General features: G+C 69.5%; 14 protein-coding genes. All 14 read left to right on the forward strand.

The annotated features are described in order from the left end of the window. Positions 1-78: 78 nt before the first annotated feature. The 14 genes from uraH to AAC134_RS07700 all read left to right on the forward strand — a co-directional run bounded on the left by uraH (position 79) and on the right by AAC134_RS07700 (position 15902). On the forward strand, positions 79-429 hold the full coding sequence (gene uraH, locus AAC134_RS07635) for a hydroxyisourate hydrolase (RefSeq protein WP_339948476.1): 351 nt from the start codon (positions 79-81) through the stop codon (positions 427-429). 1 nt (position 430) lies between these two features. Continuing rightward, complete coding sequence (gene xdhA / locus AAC134_RS07640; RefSeq protein ID WP_339948477.1) at positions 431-1873, forward strand: xanthine dehydrogenase small subunit; 1443 nt, start codon at positions 431-433, stop codon at positions 1871-1873. Continuing rightward, positions 1870-4233: a xanthine dehydrogenase molybdopterin binding subunit gene (xdhB, locus tag AAC134_RS07645; RefSeq protein WP_339948478.1), complete on the forward strand. Its 2364-nt coding sequence runs from the start codon at positions 1870-1872 to the stop codon at positions 4231-4233. The genes xdhA and xdhB overlap by 4 nt, the downstream gene beginning before the upstream one ends. Further along, complete coding sequence (gene xdhC, locus AAC134_RS07650) at positions 4230-5219, forward strand: xanthine dehydrogenase accessory protein XdhC (protein ID WP_339948479.1); 990 nt, start codon at positions 4230-4232, stop codon at positions 5217-5219. Before xdhB ends, xdhC begins: the two co-directional genes overlap by 4 nt. After that, positions 5216-6721, forward strand: a complete 1506-nt coding sequence (locus AAC134_RS07655; RefSeq protein WP_339948480.1) for an ABC transporter ATP-binding protein — start codon at positions 5216-5218, stop codon at positions 6719-6721. Before xdhC ends, AAC134_RS07655 begins: the two co-directional genes overlap by 4 nt. Further along, complete coding sequence (locus tag AAC134_RS07660) at positions 6708-7787, forward strand: ABC transporter permease (protein WP_339948481.1); 1080 nt, start codon at positions 6708-6710, stop codon at positions 7785-7787. The genes AAC134_RS07655 and AAC134_RS07660 overlap by 14 nt, the downstream gene beginning before the upstream one ends. Then, positions 7787-8719, forward strand: coding sequence for an ABC transporter permease (locus AAC134_RS07665; protein WP_339948482.1), 933 nt, complete (start codon positions 7787-7789; stop codon positions 8717-8719). Before AAC134_RS07660 ends, AAC134_RS07665 begins: the two co-directional genes overlap by 1 nt. Positions 8720-8913: 194 nt before the next feature. Next, positions 8914-9537, forward strand: a complete 624-nt coding sequence (locus AAC134_RS07670) for a hypothetical protein (RefSeq protein WP_339948483.1) — start codon at positions 8914-8916, stop codon at positions 9535-9537. 126 nt (positions 9538-9663) lie between these two features. Continuing rightward, entirely contained in the window at positions 9664-10743 is a 1080-nt protein-coding gene (locus AAC134_RS07675) for a BMP family ABC transporter substrate-binding protein (protein ID WP_339948484.1), read from the forward strand. A 422-nt stretch (positions 10744-11165) separates the two neighbouring features. Then, complete coding sequence (locus AAC134_RS07680; RefSeq protein ID WP_339948485.1) at positions 11166-11555, forward strand: hypothetical protein; 390 nt, start codon at positions 11166-11168, stop codon at positions 11553-11555. Next, the gene (locus AAC134_RS07685) at positions 11552-12829 is read left to right on the forward strand and encodes a relaxase/mobilization nuclease domain-containing protein (RefSeq protein ID WP_339948486.1); all 1278 of its coding nucleotides are present in this window, start codon (positions 11552-11554) and stop codon (positions 12827-12829) included. Before AAC134_RS07680 ends, AAC134_RS07685 begins: the two co-directional genes overlap by 4 nt. 97 nt (positions 12830-12926) lie before the next feature. After that, on the forward strand, positions 12927-14735 hold the full coding sequence (locus tag AAC134_RS07690) for a type IV secretory system conjugative DNA transfer family protein (RefSeq protein WP_339948487.1): 1809 nt from the start codon (positions 12927-12929) through the stop codon (positions 14733-14735). Positions 14736-14882: 147 nt separating this feature from the next. Then, positions 14883-15413 carry a hypothetical protein gene (locus tag AAC134_RS07695; protein ID WP_339948488.1) on the forward strand — a complete coding sequence of 177 codons (531 nt, stop codon included), beginning with the start codon at positions 14883-14885 and terminating at the stop codon, positions 15411-15413. Positions 15414-15560: 147 nt separating this feature from the next. Beyond that, positions 15561-15902, forward strand: coding sequence for a hypothetical protein (locus AAC134_RS07700; protein WP_339948489.1), 342 nt, complete (start codon positions 15561-15563; stop codon positions 15900-15902). Positions 15903-15975 lie beyond the last annotated feature (73 nt).

Here is a 15975-nt window from a genome sequence, read left to right on the forward strand (position 1 = left end):
GCGCCGACCGCCCAAGCGGTCTTTGATGCGTCGCAGCAGCGCGCGGAGGAACCGCGCCTTCCCGCATCAGAGGGACCGATGGGACGACTCACCACGCATGTGCTGGACACCGCCTCCGGCCGCCCCGCCGCGGGGATCCGGATCGACCTCTACCGGCTCGCCGCCGACAGCCGCGACCTGCTGAGCGAGACGGTGACCAATGCCGACGGCCGCACCGACGCGCCGATGCTGGAAGGAACCGCCTTCCGCGCAGGCACTTACGAGCTGGTCTTCCACTGCGGTCCCTACCTCGAGGAGCGCGGCGGCGACCTGCCCTCGCCCCCGTTCCTCTCCGACATCCCGATCCGCTTCGGCATTGCGTCCGAGACGCACTACCACGTGCCCCTGTTGCTCTCGCCCTACGGCTACTCCACCTACCGGGGGTCGTGAGATGCGCGACGACCTGCGCTTCGTTCTCAACGGCGAGGCGGTCTCGCTGCGGGACGTCGACCCGCGCGCCACGCTGCTCGACTGGCTGCGCGAGAGCCGCCGCCTAACCGGCACGAAGGAAGGCTGCAACGAGGGCGACTGCGGCGCCTGCACGGTCGCGGTGACCCGGCTCGAGGACGGCGTCCCCCGCCGCCGGGCGGTGAACGCCTGCATCCAGTTGATGCCGATGCTCGACGGCGCCGCGGTGACCACGGTCGAGGCCCTGGCCGGCCCCGACCGCCTCCACCCCGCCCAGCAGGCGATGGTCGACCTGCACGGCTCGCAATGCGGCTTCTGCACGCCGGGCTTCGTGATGAGCCTGTGGAGCGCCTATCCCGACGGCCCCCAGCCGCCCCGGGCGGTCGAGGACGCCATTGCTGGAAACCTTTGTCGCTGCACGGGTTACGGCCCGATCCTCGAGTCCGGCGAGAAGATGCACAGCCTCCCCGCCCCGGACTGGGAGACGGACCCGTCCCCTGCGCTCGAGGCCCTCTCCGCCCCCGAGACCCTGACCCTGACCGCCGCGGACTGCACCGCCTATGTCCCCGCGACCGAGGACGAGCTTGCGACCCTGGTCGCCGCGCACCCCGAGGCGGTGATCGTCGCGGGCGCCACCGACGTCGGCCTGTGGATCACCAAGCGGCTGATGGAACCCGAGACCCTGATCTTCGTGAACCGGGTCAAGGGCTTCGACCGAGTGCTTGAAACCCCGACCCATGTCGAGCTGGGGGCGGCCGCCACCTACGCCCGCGCCGCCGAGGCCCTGGCGCGCCTCTCGCCCGATCTTGGAGAGATGGTCCGCCGGCTGGGCTCGGTCCAGGTTCGCAACTCCGGCTGTGTGGGCGCGAACATCGCCAACGGTTCGCCCATCGGCGACGGCCCACCGCCCCTGATCGCGCTGGGCGCCGAGCTGGTGCTGCGCCATGGCGAGCGCACCCGCACGATCCCCCTCGAGGCCTTCTTCCTCGACTACGGCAAGCAGGACCGGGCGGCCGGCGAATACGTCTCGGCCGTGCGCATTCCGCGCCCCAAGAGCCCGGACTCGCTGAAGGTCTACAAGATCTCCAAGCGCTTCGACCAGGACATCACCGCCACCCTCGGCGCCTTCCTGATCGAGGTCGCGGATGGGACCGTCGCCTCGGCCTCCATCGTCTACGGCGGCATGGCCGGCACCCCGAAGCGCGCCCGCGCGGTCGAGGCCGCGCTGCTCGGCAAACCCTGGTCCCTGGCGACCGTCGAGGCGGCCCTGCCGGCCTATGCCGAGGACTTCGAACCGATGAGTGACATGCGCGCCTCTGGCGAGTATCGCCTGCGCACCGCGCAGAACCTGCTTCTGAAGGTGTTCCACGAAACCTCTGGCGCCGCAGGACAAACTCGTCTCGTCGGCGCGGAGGCGCTGGCATGAACGCCCCCACGAAGCCGCTCTCGCAGAAGACCGCGATCGACGGCGGCGTGCGCGCGGCGCAGCGCCACGACTCCGGGCACAAGCACGTCTCCGGCTCGGCGACCTATGTCGACGACATCCCCACGCCGGCCAACTGCCTCTCGGTCGCCTTCGGCCTGTCGACCAAGGCCCGCGCCCGCATCCGCTCGATCGACCTCGCCCCCGTGCGCGCCGCGCCCGGCGTGGTCGAGGTGCTGACCGCCGCGGACATCCCCGGCGCCAACGACGTCTCGCCCAACGCCTCCCACGAGCCGCTGCTGGCCGAGGATGGGGAGGTCTTCTTCGTCGGCCAGCCGATCTTCGCCGTGATCGCCGACACCCACCTCGCCGCCCGCAAGGCCGCGCGCCTGGCGCAGATCGAGTGGGAGGAGCTGCCCGCCATCCTGACGGTCGAGGACGCCGTCGCCGCCGACAGCCTGTTCGAGCCGCCCTATGTGATGCAGCGCGGCGACGCGCAGGCGGCGATCGCGGCTGCTCCGAAGCGGATCGAAGGCTCCATCGGCATCGGCGGCCAGGAGCATTTCTACCTGGAATCTCAAGCCGCTCTGGCCGTTCCCGGAGAAGACGGCGACGTCACGATCCACTGCTCCTCCCAGCATCCGACCGAGATCCAGCACAAGGTCGCCGAGAACCTCGGCGTCCCGTTCCACGCGGTCACCGTCGAGGTGCGCCGGATGGGCGGCGGGTTCGGCGGCAAGGAGAGCCAGGGCAACGCACTGGCCGCCATCTGCGCCGTCGCCGCCAAGCGCCTGAACCGCCCCGTGAAAATGCGCTACGACCGCGACGACGACATGCAGATCACCGGCAAGCGCCACGGGTTCCGCATCGACTATCGCGTGGGCATCGACGCGGAGGGCCGCATCCTGGGCATCCACTTCGAACAGCTCGCCCATTGCGGCTGGTCGCTGGACCTCTCGATGCCCGTCGCCGACCGCGCGATGTTCCACGCCGACAACGCCTACTATTTTCCCGCGGTTTGCATCCGCTCTTACCGTTGCCGCACAAATACCTGCTCCAACACGGCTTTCCGTGGTTTTGGGGGCCCCCAGGGCATGGTGGGGATCGAGCGGGTGATGGACCACATCGCCTTCGAGCTCGGCCGCGACCCCACCGAGATCCGCGCGCTGAACTACTACGACCGTCCCGGCGGAGACCGCGTCACGACCCCCTATCACATGGAGGTCGAGGACAACGTCATCCACGCGCTGGCCGAGCAGTTGCTCGCCTCCTCCGACTATGCCGAGCGCCGGGCGAAGATCAACGAATTCAATGCGCAAAGTCCCGTCCTTAAGAAAGGGCTTGCGTTCACGCCGGTGAAGTTCGGCATCTCCTTCACGCTGACCTGGATGAACCAGGCCTCGGCGCTGGTGCATATCTACACCGACGGCTCTGTCCACCTGAACCACGGCGGCACCGAGATGGGCCAGGGCCTGTTCGTGAAAGTCGCCCAGGTCGCAGCCGAGATCTTCCAGATCGACCTCGACCGCGTGAAGATCACCGCCACCAACACCGGAAAGTCGGCCAACACCGCCCCCACCGCCGCGAGTTCGGGCAGCGACATCAACGGCATGGCGGTCAAACATGCCTGCGAGCAGATCCGCGACCGCCTGATCGCCTTCGCCGCCGAGCGCTTCCAGGCCCGCCCCGCCGACGTCGCCTTCCTCCCCGGCCGGGTGAAGGTCGGCGAGGCCGAGATCGCCTTCGACGAGCTGGTCAAACAGGCCTTCATGTCCCGCGTCAGCCTCTCGGCCGCGGGCCACTACGCGACCCCCAAGATCCACTGGGACCGCGCCGCCGCCCGCGGCCGGCCGTTCTACTACTTCGCCTATGGCGCGGCCGTGACCGAGGCGACCATCGACACGCTGACCGGCGAGTATCGCTTCGACCGCGCCGACCTGCTCCACGACGTCGGCCGCTCGCTGAACCCGGCCATCGACCTCGGCCAGATCGAGGGCGGCTACATCCAGGGCCTCGGCTGGCTGACCATGGAGGAGCTGTTCTGGGACGAGGCGGGCCGCCTGCGCACGCACGCGCCCTCGACCTACAAGATCCCCACCGCCTCGGACCGGCCGGAGATGCGCATGACGCTCTTCGACAACGAGAACCGGGAGGAGACGATCTTCCGCTCGAAGGCCGTCGGCGAACCCCCTCTGATGCTTGGTATTTCCGCGCTGCTTGCGCTGTCGGACGCGGTCGCCGCCTGCGGGGACGGCACGATCTATCCCGCGCTCGACGCCCCCGCGACGCCCGAGCGGGTGCTGCGCGCCGTTGACCACGTGCGCGGCCGCGCCTGGGAGACGCGGCGGGAGAGCGGCCGGTGAGCCTCGACCTTGCGGCCCTGAGCGAGGCGATCGGGCGGCGCGGCCCGCTGATCCGGGTCGTGGTGGCCGCCGCCCAGGGCTCCGCCCCGCGCGAGCCGGGCGCCGCCATGCTGGTCCACGCCGACGCCTTCGAGGGCACCATCGGCGGCGGCGCGCTGGAGTTCGAGGCGCTGGCCGAGGCGCGCCGCAGGCTGGCCGCGCGAACGCCGGACGGGGTCGTGCACTACCCGCTCGGCCCCGCGCTGGCCCAATGCTGCGGGGGCGCGGCGACGCTGGGGTTCGAGCGCTGGGACCAGGCGAAGCTCGACGCTCTGCCGGACCCCGAGACCACGCCCCTCTACGCCCGTCCGCTGGGCGCTATCTCCGAGATACCGCTCGCCATGCGGTCCCTGCGCAAGGCGGCGCGCTCGGGCAAGGGCGCCGCGTTCCTGTTCCAGCCCGGCGAGCCGCCGTGGCTCGCCGAGCCGCTGACCCCGGCGCTGACCCCGCTGTGGGTCTGGGGCGCGGGCCATGTCGGGCGCGCGGTGACCCGCGTGTTCGAGGGGCTGCCCTTCGCCGTGACCTGGATCGACGACGCGCCGTCGCGCTTCCCCGAGCCGCTCTCGCCCCACGTCCGCGCCCTGCCCGCGCCGGACATGGCCGCGACCGTGGCGCTGGCGCCGGGCGACGCCGCGCATCTGGTGATGACCTACAGCCACGCCATGGACCTCGAGATCGTGCACGCGATCCTCGCTCGCGGGACCTTCGCGCGGCTGGGGGTGATCGGCTCGGCCTCCAAGGCGGCGCGCTTCAGGGGGCGGCTGGCGGCGCTCGGTCACGGGCCGGAGACCGTGGCGCGAATGGACTGCCCCATCGGCCTTGCGGGGCCCGAGGGGTTGAAGGGGGGCAAGGCGCCGGCCGAGATCGCCGTCTCGGTCGCCGCCGATCACCTGCGCTGGCGCGCCTCCCGCGGGAGCGCGCTGCGAACGGGAGAGGGGGCCGAATGACCGCGCTTCTGTCGATCCGGGGGCTGTGGAAGCGCTTCCCCGGCGTGATCGCGAATGCCGACGTCAGCTTCGAGATCCAGCCGGGCGAGATCCACGCCCTGCTGGGCGAGAACGGGGCCGGCAAGTCGACGCTGGTCAAGATGATCTATGGCGTTATGCGCCCGGACGAGGGCGAGATGCTCTGGCAGGGCCGCCCCTTCGCCCCCGCCGCACCCGGCGAGGCGCGCGAGACGGGCGTCGGCCTGGTCTTCCAGCACTTCTCGTTGTTCGAGGCGATGACGGTGGGCGAGAACGTCGCCCTCGGCCTGCCGCCCGCCCAGGCGGGGCGCGACCTGCCCGACCGTATCCGAAAGGTATCGGCCGAATACGGCCTGCCGCTGGACCCCGGGCGTCAGGTCGGCGAGCTATCGGTCGGAGAGCGCCAGCGCGTCGAGATCGTGCGCTGCCTGCTGCAATCCCCCCGCCTGCTGATCATGGACGAGCCGACCTCGGTGCTGACCCCCCAGGAGGTCGAGACCCTGTTCCTCACCCTGCGCAAGCTGCGCGACGAGGGGGTGGCGATCCTCTACATCTCCCACAAGCTCGAGGAGATCCGCAGCCTGTGCACCGCGGCCACCGTGCTGCGGGGGGGCCGCGTGGTGGGCGCCTGCGATCCGCGGCAGGAGACGGCCCGCGGACTGGCGGAAATGATGATCGGGCGCGAGCTTTCGGCCCCCGGCGCCCCCGCCGGCGCGGGCGGCGAGACGCGGCTCGAGCTGAGCGACCTGACGGTGATCTCGCAGGCGCAGTTCGGCGTCTCGCTGCGCTCGATCTCGGTGGCGCTGAAGGCGGGCGAGGTGCTGGGCATCGCGGGCGTCGCGGGCAACGGCCAGGACGAGCTGACCGCCGCGCTCTCGGGCGAGACCCGCACCGCGCCGGGCATGATCGTGCTGGAGGGCGCGCCGATCGGCCACCTCGGCCCCACGCGCCGCCGTCGGCTGGGGCTGAACGTGGCGCCGGAGGAACGGCTGGGCCACGCGGCGGCGCCCGAGATGTCATTGACCGACAACACTTTCGTCTCTGCCCGGACGCGGCTGAAGCTGTCGCTGAAGGGGTTGCTGAAGCTTGGCGCCGCGCGCGGCTATGCGCAGCGGATCGTGCAGGATTTCGACGTCCGCACGCCCGGCGTGGGGGCGGCTGCGGGGTCGCTATCCGGCGGAAACCTCCAGAAATACGTGATCGGGCGGGAAATGCTGCAGAACCCCGAGGTGCTGGTCGTCTCGCAGCCCACCTGGGGCGTGGACGCGGGCGCGGCGCAGGCGATCCGCCAGGCGATCCGCGACCTCGCCCAGCAGGGCTGCGCGATCATGGTGATCTCCCAGGACCTCGACGAGCTGATGGAAATCTCCAACCGCTTCGCCGTGATCGCGGGGGGCCGCCTGTCGGCCCCGCGGCCGGCGGGCGAAACCTCGGTCGAGGAAATCGGCCTCTTGATGGGAGGAGGGGCCCATGCTGCGGCTTGAACCGCGCAAGGAGCGCAGCCGCGCCATGGCGCTGGCAGCCCCCCTGATCGCCGTCGTGCTGACGATGATCTTCGGCATGATCCTGTTCGCGCTGCTCGGCAAGGATCCGGTGCAGGCGATCATCACTATCTTCTGGGAACCGCTGACCAACGACTTCTCCCGCTCCGAGCTTCTGGTGAAGGGCACGCCCTTGGTGCTGATCGCGGTGGGGCTCGCCATGGGCTTTCGGGCGGGCATCTGGAACATCGGGGCCGAGGGGCAGTTCATCGTCGGCGCCATCGCCGGCGGCGCGACGGGCCTCGCCGTCTACGACGTCCAGGGGATCTGGGTGCTGCCGCTGATGTGCCTCGCGGGCGCGGCGGCCGGCGCCGCCTGGGCGCTGATCCCCGCGATCCTGAAGGTCAGGTTCAACGCCAACGAGATCCTGGTCTCGCTGATGCTGGTCTATGTCGCGGGCCTGTGGCTCTCGGCGCTGGTGACCGGGCCGCTGCGCGACCCCGACGGGTTCAACTTTCCCGAAAGCCGCCTGTTCCACGACAGCGCCACCCTGCCAATCCTGCTCGAGGGCACGCGCGCCCATGTCGGGGCGCTGGCCGCGCTCGCGGCCGTGCTGATCGGCTGGGCGCTGCTCGAGCGGCACGAGTACGGCTTTTCGCTGAAGCTCTTCGGCCAGGCGCCGCGCGCGGCCCGCTTCGCCGGCTTCTCGCAGTCGCGCACGGTGCTGCTGGCGATGGCGGTCTCGGGCGGGCTTGCGGGGCTGGCGGGGACCTTCGAGGCCTCGGGGCCCGTCGGCCAGCTCGTCCCCGGTCTGCCGGCGGGCTACGGCTTCACCGCGATCATCGTGGCCTTCCTCGGCCGCCTGCACCCTGCGGGGATCTTGCTCGCGGGCCTGCTGCTGGCGCTGACCTACATCGGGGGCGAGGGCGCGCAGCTGGCCATGCAGCTGCCTGCGGCCGCGATCTCGGTGTTCCAGGGGATGCTGCTGTTCTTCCTGCTGGGGATGGACGTGTTCTCGCGCTACCGGCTGGCGCCCGCGCCGCGGGGCGCGCGCAAGGGGGCCGCGTGATGGATCTTTCGTCGCTGAATCCGGTCGCCATCGCCATCGCGCTGATCGTGGCGGCCACCCCCCTGCTGTTCGCGGCGCTGGGCGAACTGATCGTCGAGAAGGCCGGGGTCCTGAACCTCGGGGTCGAGGGGATGATGATCGTGGGCGCCATCGCGGGCTTCGCGGGGGCGAACGTCACCGGCTCGACCACCTTCGGGGTGCTGTGCGCGCTGCTGGCGGGGGCGGCGCTGGCGGGCGTGTTCGCCTTCATGACCCAGGTGCTGATGTCCAACCAGGTCGCCACGGGCCTCGCGCTGACGCTGTTCGGGCTGGGGCTCGCCTCGATGCTGGGCCAGCCCTATTCGGGGATCCCTGCGCCCGAGTTCCCGCGGCTGTGGCTGCCGGTGCTCTCGGACCTGCCGATCCTGGGGCGGCTGTTCTTCTCCCACGACTGGCTGGTCTATGTCTCGCTGCTGCTGGCCGGCGGCACGGCCTGGGCGCTGGCCCGCACCCGCGCCGGCCTGGTGCTTCGGGCGGTCGGCGAGAACCACGACGCGGCCCACGCCATCGGCTACCGGGTGGTCGCGATCCGCACCGCCGCGATCCTGTTCGGCGGGGCCTGCGCGGGGGTGGGGGGCGCCTATCTCAGCCTCGTCGCCTCGCCGCTGTGGGTCGAGGGGATGACTGCCGGGCGCGGGTGGATCGCGCTCGCGATCGTGGTCTTCGCCTCGTGGAAGCCGTGGCGGGCGGTGCTGGGGGCCTACATCTTCGGCGGCGTGACCATCGCCCAGCTGAACCTGCAGGCGCTCGGCGTGGCGATCGAGAGCCAGTATCTCTCGATGACCCCGTACCTCGTGACCATCGTGGTGCTGGTGATCATCTCCTCGGACAAGCGCCGGGCGCGGATGAACGCGCCGGCCTGCCTCGGGCGGCCCTTCTTCGCGGCGGGCTGAAGAGCCTGCCGCGCCGCATCGCCTTCATTCAAGACACTGACGTTACAGAGGGAAGATCATTGAAACCCCAACGCCTGCGTACGGCTGCGGCCGCTCTGCTTGTTCTGACGCTAGCGGCATGCGCCGCGCCGCAACCCGCCCCGCCGCAGCCCGCCCCACGCAGCGACGCCCCCCTGACCCGGCAGGAGCGCGCCGTGCTCGGCGCCCTGCTTCTCGACCCCCGCCCGCTGGGCGCCTTCGCGCGCAGCCTGCGCGAGGTCTACCCCGACGAGGTCGATCACCTCGCCCGGGTCGTGACCCAGGCCCTGGAGAGCGACCTCTCCGAGGCGGAGCAGCGGTCGATGGGCGCCCAGGCGGGCCATGACGTGCGGCGCCGCCACGCCGACGGGCTGCTGCAGGCCGGGGACGCGCATGTCATCGCCTACCTCGACACCTATCTCGAGCTTCTCGACCTGCTGGCCGACCGTCCCGACGAATGCGCGACGATGATCCGCGAGGGCGTCCCCGCCCTGCCCCTCGCCACGCAGGAGCGTCTCGCCCCCCGGATGGGCGAGATGTCCGAGGTGCAGTTGCAGGCGATGGCCCAGGGCGAGCGCTCGCCCGTGGGCCGCACCGTCTCGCCCGAGGCGATGCATGAAGCCCGCCGCCGGGTGGGGGGACGTCTTTCGGCCGACCAGTTGCGGGCGCTGACGGACCAGACCCGCGACGCTCCGCTCTGCGACGCGATGCGGGCGCTGATGCGCGAGCTGATCGCCGACGAGGGGCCCGACGCCGCGGCGCTGCGCGCCGATTTCGCCTGGCAGGCCGCCTCGTCCTGAGCGCGGCCGGCGCCCCGGCGGCCGTGCGCGTTGCGGCGCCGCAAGATGAACCGTGACGCGCCCGACAAGCCTCGTTATCGTCCTGCGCAGGGACGCACCGCCAAACCCCCAGGGAGTTGCAGCACCATGGAAAGAAGAACGTTTCTCGCCGGCCTCGGCGCGACCACCGCGGCCTCGACGCTGGGCCTCGGCCGGGCGATGGCCCAGGACCCGCTGAAGGTCGGGTTCATCTATGTCGGGCCGATCGGCGACTTCGGCTGGTCCTACCAGCACGACCAGGGCCGCCTCGCGGTCGAGGAGGCGTATGGCGACAAGGTCGTCACCTCGTATCTCGAATCCGTGCCCGAAGGCCCGGACGCCGAGCGCGCCCTGCGCCAGATGGCCCAGTCGGGCCACGGCCTGATCTTCACCACCTCCTTCGGCTACATGAACCCGACGCTGAAGGTGGCCAAGCAGTTCCCGCAGGTGAAGTTCGAGCACGCCACCGGCTACAAGCGCGACGCCAACGTCGCCACCTACGGCTCGCGCTTCTACGAGGGGCGCGCGGTGATCGGCACCATCGCCGGGCGGATGACCAAGACCAACACCATCGGCTACATCGCCTCGTTCCCGATCCCCGAGGTGGTGCGCGGCATCAACGCGGCCTTCCTCGCCGCCCGCGCGGTGAACCCCGAGGTCAAGGTCAAGATCATCTGGGTCAACACCTGGTTCGATCCGGGCAAGGAGGCCGACGCCGCCAACGCCCTGATCGAGCAGGGCTGCGACGTGATCATGCAGCACACCGACAGCCCCGCCCCGGTGACCATCGCCGAGGAGAAGGGTATCTACGCCTTCGGCCAGGCCTCGGACATGAAGGAGTTCGGCCCGACCGCGCGGCTCTCCTCGATCATCGACGACTGGGCGCCCTACTATATCGAGCGCGTGGGCATGGCGATGGACGGCTCCTGGGAGTCGACCGACACCTGGAAGGGCATCTCGTCGGGCATGGTGAAGATCGGCGAGTACAACAACGTCCCCGAGGACGTCGCCGCCGAGGCCGACGCGATCAAGGACGGCATCGTCTCGGGCGCCCACCATGCCTTCACCGGCCCGATCAACAAGCAGGACGGCTCGGCCTGGCTCGCCGAGGGCGAGACGGCCGACGACGGCACCCTGCTGGGCATGAACTTCTACGTCGAGGGCGTGGACGGCGAACTGCCAAGCTGATCGGCCCGCAAGCCGCAACGCCCCCCGGCGCCGATCCGTTCGCGCGCCGGGGGGCCCGATCCGACCAAAGCCGCCACGCGCCCTGCGCCTGGCGGCTTTTTCTCGCCCCGCGACCGCCCCCACCGAACCTGGCGGCGCGGATCCGAACGCGCGGTCGAGAACATCGGCTTCAGACGCGTGCCGCGCGGCCCAGTTGCGACGGGCGATACGTCAGGAGGAGGGGGCGCCAACACGCGAGAGAGCCCGACCCGAGACCTGGTGCCGGAACGAGCTCCAGAAACCGGATTGAGGCGGAAGGCTCAGGATAAGGGTGGGGAAGTGGCGCACTTCAAAGGGGAAGCTTCGAACGCGCTTTTCAGTGAATTAGAGGACTGGAACCGGGCGCTGAAGCCCCATGCGGATGCCCTGCGGGGGCCGCGGCCATGAGCGGGATTCAAGTCGAAACGCGGAAACGTCCCGCGCCGTTTTCTCTGCGACTGAGCGATGTGGAGCGCGCGCGACTGGAAGCGCAGGCCGGTGGTTTGCCGCTGGCGTCCTACATCAAGTCGGTGGTGCTCGCGGAGGATGCCGCCCGCTATCGGGCGCGGCCGAAGCCGCCGGTCGAGGATCAGCGGCTTCTGGCGGCGATCCTGGCGCGGCTCGGGGAGAGCCGCACGGCGAACAATCTCAATCAGATCGCCAAGGGCATGCATCTCGGCACGCTGGTCGTCGATGACGCGCTGGAGGCCGATCTTCGGCAGGCCTGCGTGGATGTCGCCTGGATGCGCGCCACGCTGATGCAGGCGCTCGGACTGCGGGGCGCCACGCGATGATCCTGGTCGGTTCGCAGCGGTCAGGGGCGGCGGCTCTGGCGACGCATCTCCTCAACGATCGGGACAACGATCATGTGGAAGTGGTCGAGATTTCCGGCTTCATGGCGGACGATCTGCGAGGGGCGCTGCGCGAGGCGGAGGCGATCTCGAAGGCGACGCGCTGCAAGCAATACCTGTTCTCGCTGAGCCTCAATCCGCCCGGCGACCATGTCGCCACCCCGGACGAGTTCCGCGAGGCTGCGAACCGGGCCGGCAAGGCCATCGGCCTCGATGGCCAGCCGCGGGCGATGGTCATTCACGAGAAGGAAGGTCGGCGGCACGCGCATGTCGTGTGGTCCCGCATCGACCCCGAGACGATCAAGGCGGTGAACCTGCCGCACTTCAAGACCCGGCTGCGCGATGTCTCGCGCGATCTGTTCCTGGATCACGGATGGGTCTTGCCGAAGGGGCTGCAGGCCTACGGCGGCAAGAACCCGCTCAACTTCTCCCTGGCCGAATGGCAACAGGCGCGCCGGCAATCCGTCGATCCTCGGGAGATCAAGCAGGTGTTCCGGGATGCCTGGGAGCGCTCGAACAGCCTCAAGGGCCTGAGCAACCTGCTGGAGGAGCGGGGATACTTTCTGGCGCGAGGAGACCGCAGGAGCGTCGTCGCCCTGGACCTGCAGGGCGAGGTCTATGCGCTCTCGCGGTGGTCCGGCGTGAAGACCAAGGATGTGCGCGACAAGTGCGGCGCGGCGGCGGACGAGCTGCCCTCGGTCGCCGACCTGCGCGCGGTGCTGAAGAGCAAGATCAACGATCAGCTTCGCGGCTATATCTGGCAGGTGAAGGAGAAACAGGCCCGCGACCTGGCTCCGCTGTTGAACGAGCGGAACACGATGGTCGCGGTCCAGCGGACGCAACGCGCCGAGCTGCGGCAGAAGCAGACGAACCGCGCAGACGCGGAAGCGAAGGTTCGGATGGCCCGCCTCAATGGCGGTCTACGGGGCATCTTCGACCGGATCACCGGCCGGCATTCGCGCATGAAGGAACAGAACCGCTTGGACGCCCTGGCCTGCGCCGAGCGGGATCAGGCGGAGCGTCATGCCATCGTCACGGCGCAGCTCACGCAGCGCCGGACGCTCAAGCTGCAGGCCGATCGCCTGCGCGCCCGGCAAGCCGAAGATCGAAAGACCCTCGCGCGCAGCCTTCGGTCTGCGCTCGCGGCGGCTCGCAATGATCGGCAACCGACGCCGGAACGGCCGCGATCCCGGACGGGACCCCGGCTGGAGCGCTGAATATTGCCCGTTCTTGCCCATGGTCTACCCGCGCGCCGATGGGCCGTCCGCCTCTAGTCCAGACGCACTGCAACTCTGGACATGAGGAGATGGCGCGATGCGACCGTCTTGGAAAACCCCGGCGCTGGTCGCCGGGGCGAGCGCGGGCCTGTGCCTGCTGAGCGCGACCGCGCAGGCGCAGCCCTATCTGTGGCGACCCCGCACTTACGAGGAGGTGATGCTTCAGCTCGCCATCATGCGCGTGGGCATGATGGTGCTGGCGACCCTCGCGGGCTTCGTGATCGGCTGGTTCCTCTCGCCCGAAGGCCGGCTGGCGCGCCGCCTGGTGCTGATGGCGATGGCGGCGGTCGCCGTGGTCGTGTCGGTGATCGATGAAGGCGCGCTGGGCTGGAGCACGGCCGTCTTGATGTCGGTCGTGGGGTTCTGCCTCGCCCTGGGCTACTGGCTCGCGCGGGCGGTGCGGAAGCTGGGGGAGGTTCCCACCACTTTCGGCTCGGCGAAGTGGGCGGATGCGGAGCACATGGCTTCGAAGAAGCTCTTCGGGACGGACGGCCTGGTGCTGGGCCAGGCCTATGACGGCCACGCCCTGCGCAAGTTCGCCTACAAGGGCGACCGGCATCTGCTGACGGTCGCGCCGACCCGCTCGGGCAAGGGCGTCTCGCATATCGTTCCGAACCTGCTGACCTATCCCGGCTCGGCCCTGGTCATCGACCCCAAGGGCGAGAACGCGATGATCACGGCCGATGCGCGCGATGCCATGGGACAGGAGGTGTTGCTGGTCGATCCCTGGAACATCGCCGCCGGGGCTATGGGGCGGGAACCTGCGCGGTTCAACCCGCTGGACTGGCTTCAGCTCGGCGATGTCGACATTACCGAGAACGCCATGCTGCTCGCCGACGCGATCGTGCAGCAGCAGGACGCCAAGGGCGACGCCTTCTGGCGCGAGGAAGCGAAGGCCCTGATCCAGGGAGCCATCATGCACGTGGCCGTCGATGAAGCGTTCGAGGGCCGCCGGCATCTGGGGACGGTGCGGGACCTGCTCCTGCTCAGCGGCCCGGACATGAAGGTCATGTTCGAGCGCATGGCCAACTCGCCCCACCATATCGTGGCGAGCACCGGGGCGCGCAGCCTGCAGAAGGAAGAGCGGCTGATGGCCAACGTCCTCGCCTCGGCGCAGGCGGAAACGCATATGCTCGACAGCGCCCGGCTGCGGGAAAGCCTCTCGGTCTCCGACTTCCGGTTCGAGGATCTGAAGAAGCGGCCGATGACGGTCTATCTGATCCTGCCGGCCGACCGTCTCGACGCCTTCAGCCGCTTCCTGCGCCTGCTGGTGCAGCAGGCGATCACGGTGAACGCCCGCAACATCGAGGACAAGCCGAAGAAGCCGGTGCTGTTCCTGCTGGACGAGATGGCGGCCCTGGGTCGGCTCTCCTCGGTCGAACAGGCCTATGGGCTGATGGCGGGCTTCGGCATGCAGCTCTGGGGCGTGGTTCAGGACCTGTGCCAGCTCCGCAAGGTCTATGGCGACGACTATGAGAGCTTCATCGCCAACAGCGGGGCGGTCAGCTACTTCGGCTCGCCCGACAAGACCTCGGCCGAGTACTTCTCGGCGATGTGCGGGGTGACGACGGTGTGGAACTTCAGCTCCGCGCTGGCGAGCGCCTTCAACCATGGCTCCGGGCCTGGCGGAAACAGCATTGGCTCCTCCTGGACCGAGACCGACACGCGGGCGGCGGCGCAGCGCAAGCTGGCCTATCCGGACGAGCTGATGCGTCTGCAGCTCGATCGGCAGCTGGTGCTGATCGAGAACACCGATCCGATCATGGCCCGCAAGCTGCGCTGGTACGAGGACCCGGAGCTTCAGGCCAAAGGCATGAACCTCCACCGGCCGGTCGATCCTTCCTGAGCCCCACGGCCGGCCCCTGATCGGGCCGGCTGCCATCGACGCGATGAGCAGGCCGGGCCGCGCGCAGACCTCACATATCGAAGCGTGGCCCGGCCTGCGGCGGTGACGCCTGGCGATCCCCTCTGGTGATGAGAAGGACCCGTTCCCATGAGCGACGACAAACAGCGTAAGCCGTTCAACGAGGCCTCCCGTGGCGAGACGCCCGCCTTCCGCGACAAGGACAACGCCGCGCCGAGAGTGCCGCCGCCGGAACAGGCGACCAAGCCCGCCCCGAACATCGCCCCGCCGGGCATGATGGGCATTCGGACGAGCATCACGGCGCAGCAGCAGCCCGTCACGCACGCCACCCCCGAGGTGAAGCTGCCGACCCTCGATCAAGGCAATGCGTGGCGGTTCACGGATGGCAAGCTGCTCTCGATGCCGGGCTACAGCTTCGCGGCGAAGCTGACGGAGACGCCGGACAAGAGCGGCCTGGATGGCGGCACCGTCGAGCAGCTCGTGGTGATGAAAGACGGGCGGCAGGTGGCGCTCTACGACCGGGAGTGGAAACAGGAGCCCCTGACCCCGGAACAGAAGGAGGCGGTCCATCGCATCCGGAGCGGGCTGGACGACAGCCAGGAGCGCGCCTTCAAGGGCTTCGACCCCGGCAAGGACAAGGGGCTGGGCTGGGAGCGGTGACTAGCCATCTCAGCCCTTATCAAGCTCAGGAGGACGCCGAAAGGCGTCCTTTTCTCTTACGCGGGGCAAGTCAGAGCCGCAGCCGTCAAAGGCGTTAGGAATATGTTCAAATGGCGATTTAACCCATGAGGATGGTATCCTGCTGAGATGGATCACATCGCCTTCATGGATTACCTGCGCACCCGCGGCGAGCCGGCAGAGGTCGTCCCGCGCGTCTATCCGTCCATTCGCGGAGCGGATCAGGTGATCTTCCTCACCCAAGGCTATTGGGACTATGTCGATTGGCTTGAAGCGCGCGGCGCGATCGACTTCGCGGCGTGGGTGAAGCACTGCGAGACCCACCCGTTCGAGGGCATGACCCTGTCGCATCTGCTCATGCACTGGCTCTGGACCGACGAGTGCAACCGCCATCGGAACGGCGACGAAACGCCAACCGACACGCCGCCTGAGGGTTTCAAAGCCTACGGCGAAGCCTCCAACGACGCCTAGTCAAGATCCACACCGTGACAGGTGCTGAGACCTTTTCCTTGGGGCGCAACTCCTTGTTTTCTGCAGATAGCTA

Origin of the sequence: uncultured Albimonas sp. (assembly GCF_963977235.1) — a bacterium.
GTDB lineage: Bacteria > Pseudomonadota > Alphaproteobacteria > Rhodobacterales > Rhodobacteraceae > Albimonas.

Excerpts from the sequence above, each read along its gene's own strand:
- uraH (WP_339948476.1), top strand. The coding sequence starts at position 79 with ATGGGACGACTCACCACGCATGTGCTGGACACCGCCTCCGGCCGCCCC.
- xdhA (WP_339948477.1), top strand. The coding sequence starts at position 431 with ATGCGCGACGACCTGCGCTTCGTTCTCAACGGCGAGGCGGTCTCGCTG.
- xdhB (WP_339948478.1), top strand. The coding sequence starts at position 1,870 with ATGAACGCCCCCACGAAGCCGCTCTCGCAGAAGACCGCGATCGACGGC.
- AAC134_RS07655 (WP_339948480.1), top strand. The coding sequence starts at position 5,216 with ATGACCGCGCTTCTGTCGATCCGGGGGCTGTGGAAGCGCTTCCCCGGC.
- AAC134_RS07660 (WP_339948481.1), top strand. The coding sequence starts at position 6,708 with ATGCTGCGGCTTGAACCGCGCAAGGAGCGCAGCCGCGCCATGGCGCTG.
- AAC134_RS07665 (WP_339948482.1), top strand. The coding sequence starts at position 7,787 with ATGGATCTTTCGTCGCTGAATCCGGTCGCCATCGCCATCGCGCTGATC.
- AAC134_RS07675 (WP_339948484.1), top strand. The coding sequence starts at position 9,664 with ATGGAAAGAAGAACGTTTCTCGCCGGCCTCGGCGCGACCACCGCGGCC.
- AAC134_RS07680 (WP_339948485.1), top strand. The coding sequence starts at position 11,166 with ATGAGCGGGATTCAAGTCGAAACGCGGAAACGTCCCGCGCCGTTTTCT.
- AAC134_RS07685 (WP_339948486.1), top strand. The coding sequence starts at position 11,552 with ATGATCCTGGTCGGTTCGCAGCGGTCAGGGGCGGCGGCTCTGGCGACG.
- AAC134_RS07690 (WP_339948487.1), top strand. The coding sequence starts at position 12,927 with ATGCGACCGTCTTGGAAAACCCCGGCGCTGGTCGCCGGGGCGAGCGCG.
- AAC134_RS07695 (WP_339948488.1), top strand. The coding sequence starts at position 14,883 with ATGAGCGACGACAAACAGCGTAAGCCGTTCAACGAGGCCTCCCGTGGC.
- AAC134_RS07700 (WP_339948489.1), top strand. The coding sequence starts at position 15,561 with ATGGATCACATCGCCTTCATGGATTACCTGCGCACCCGCGGCGAGCCG.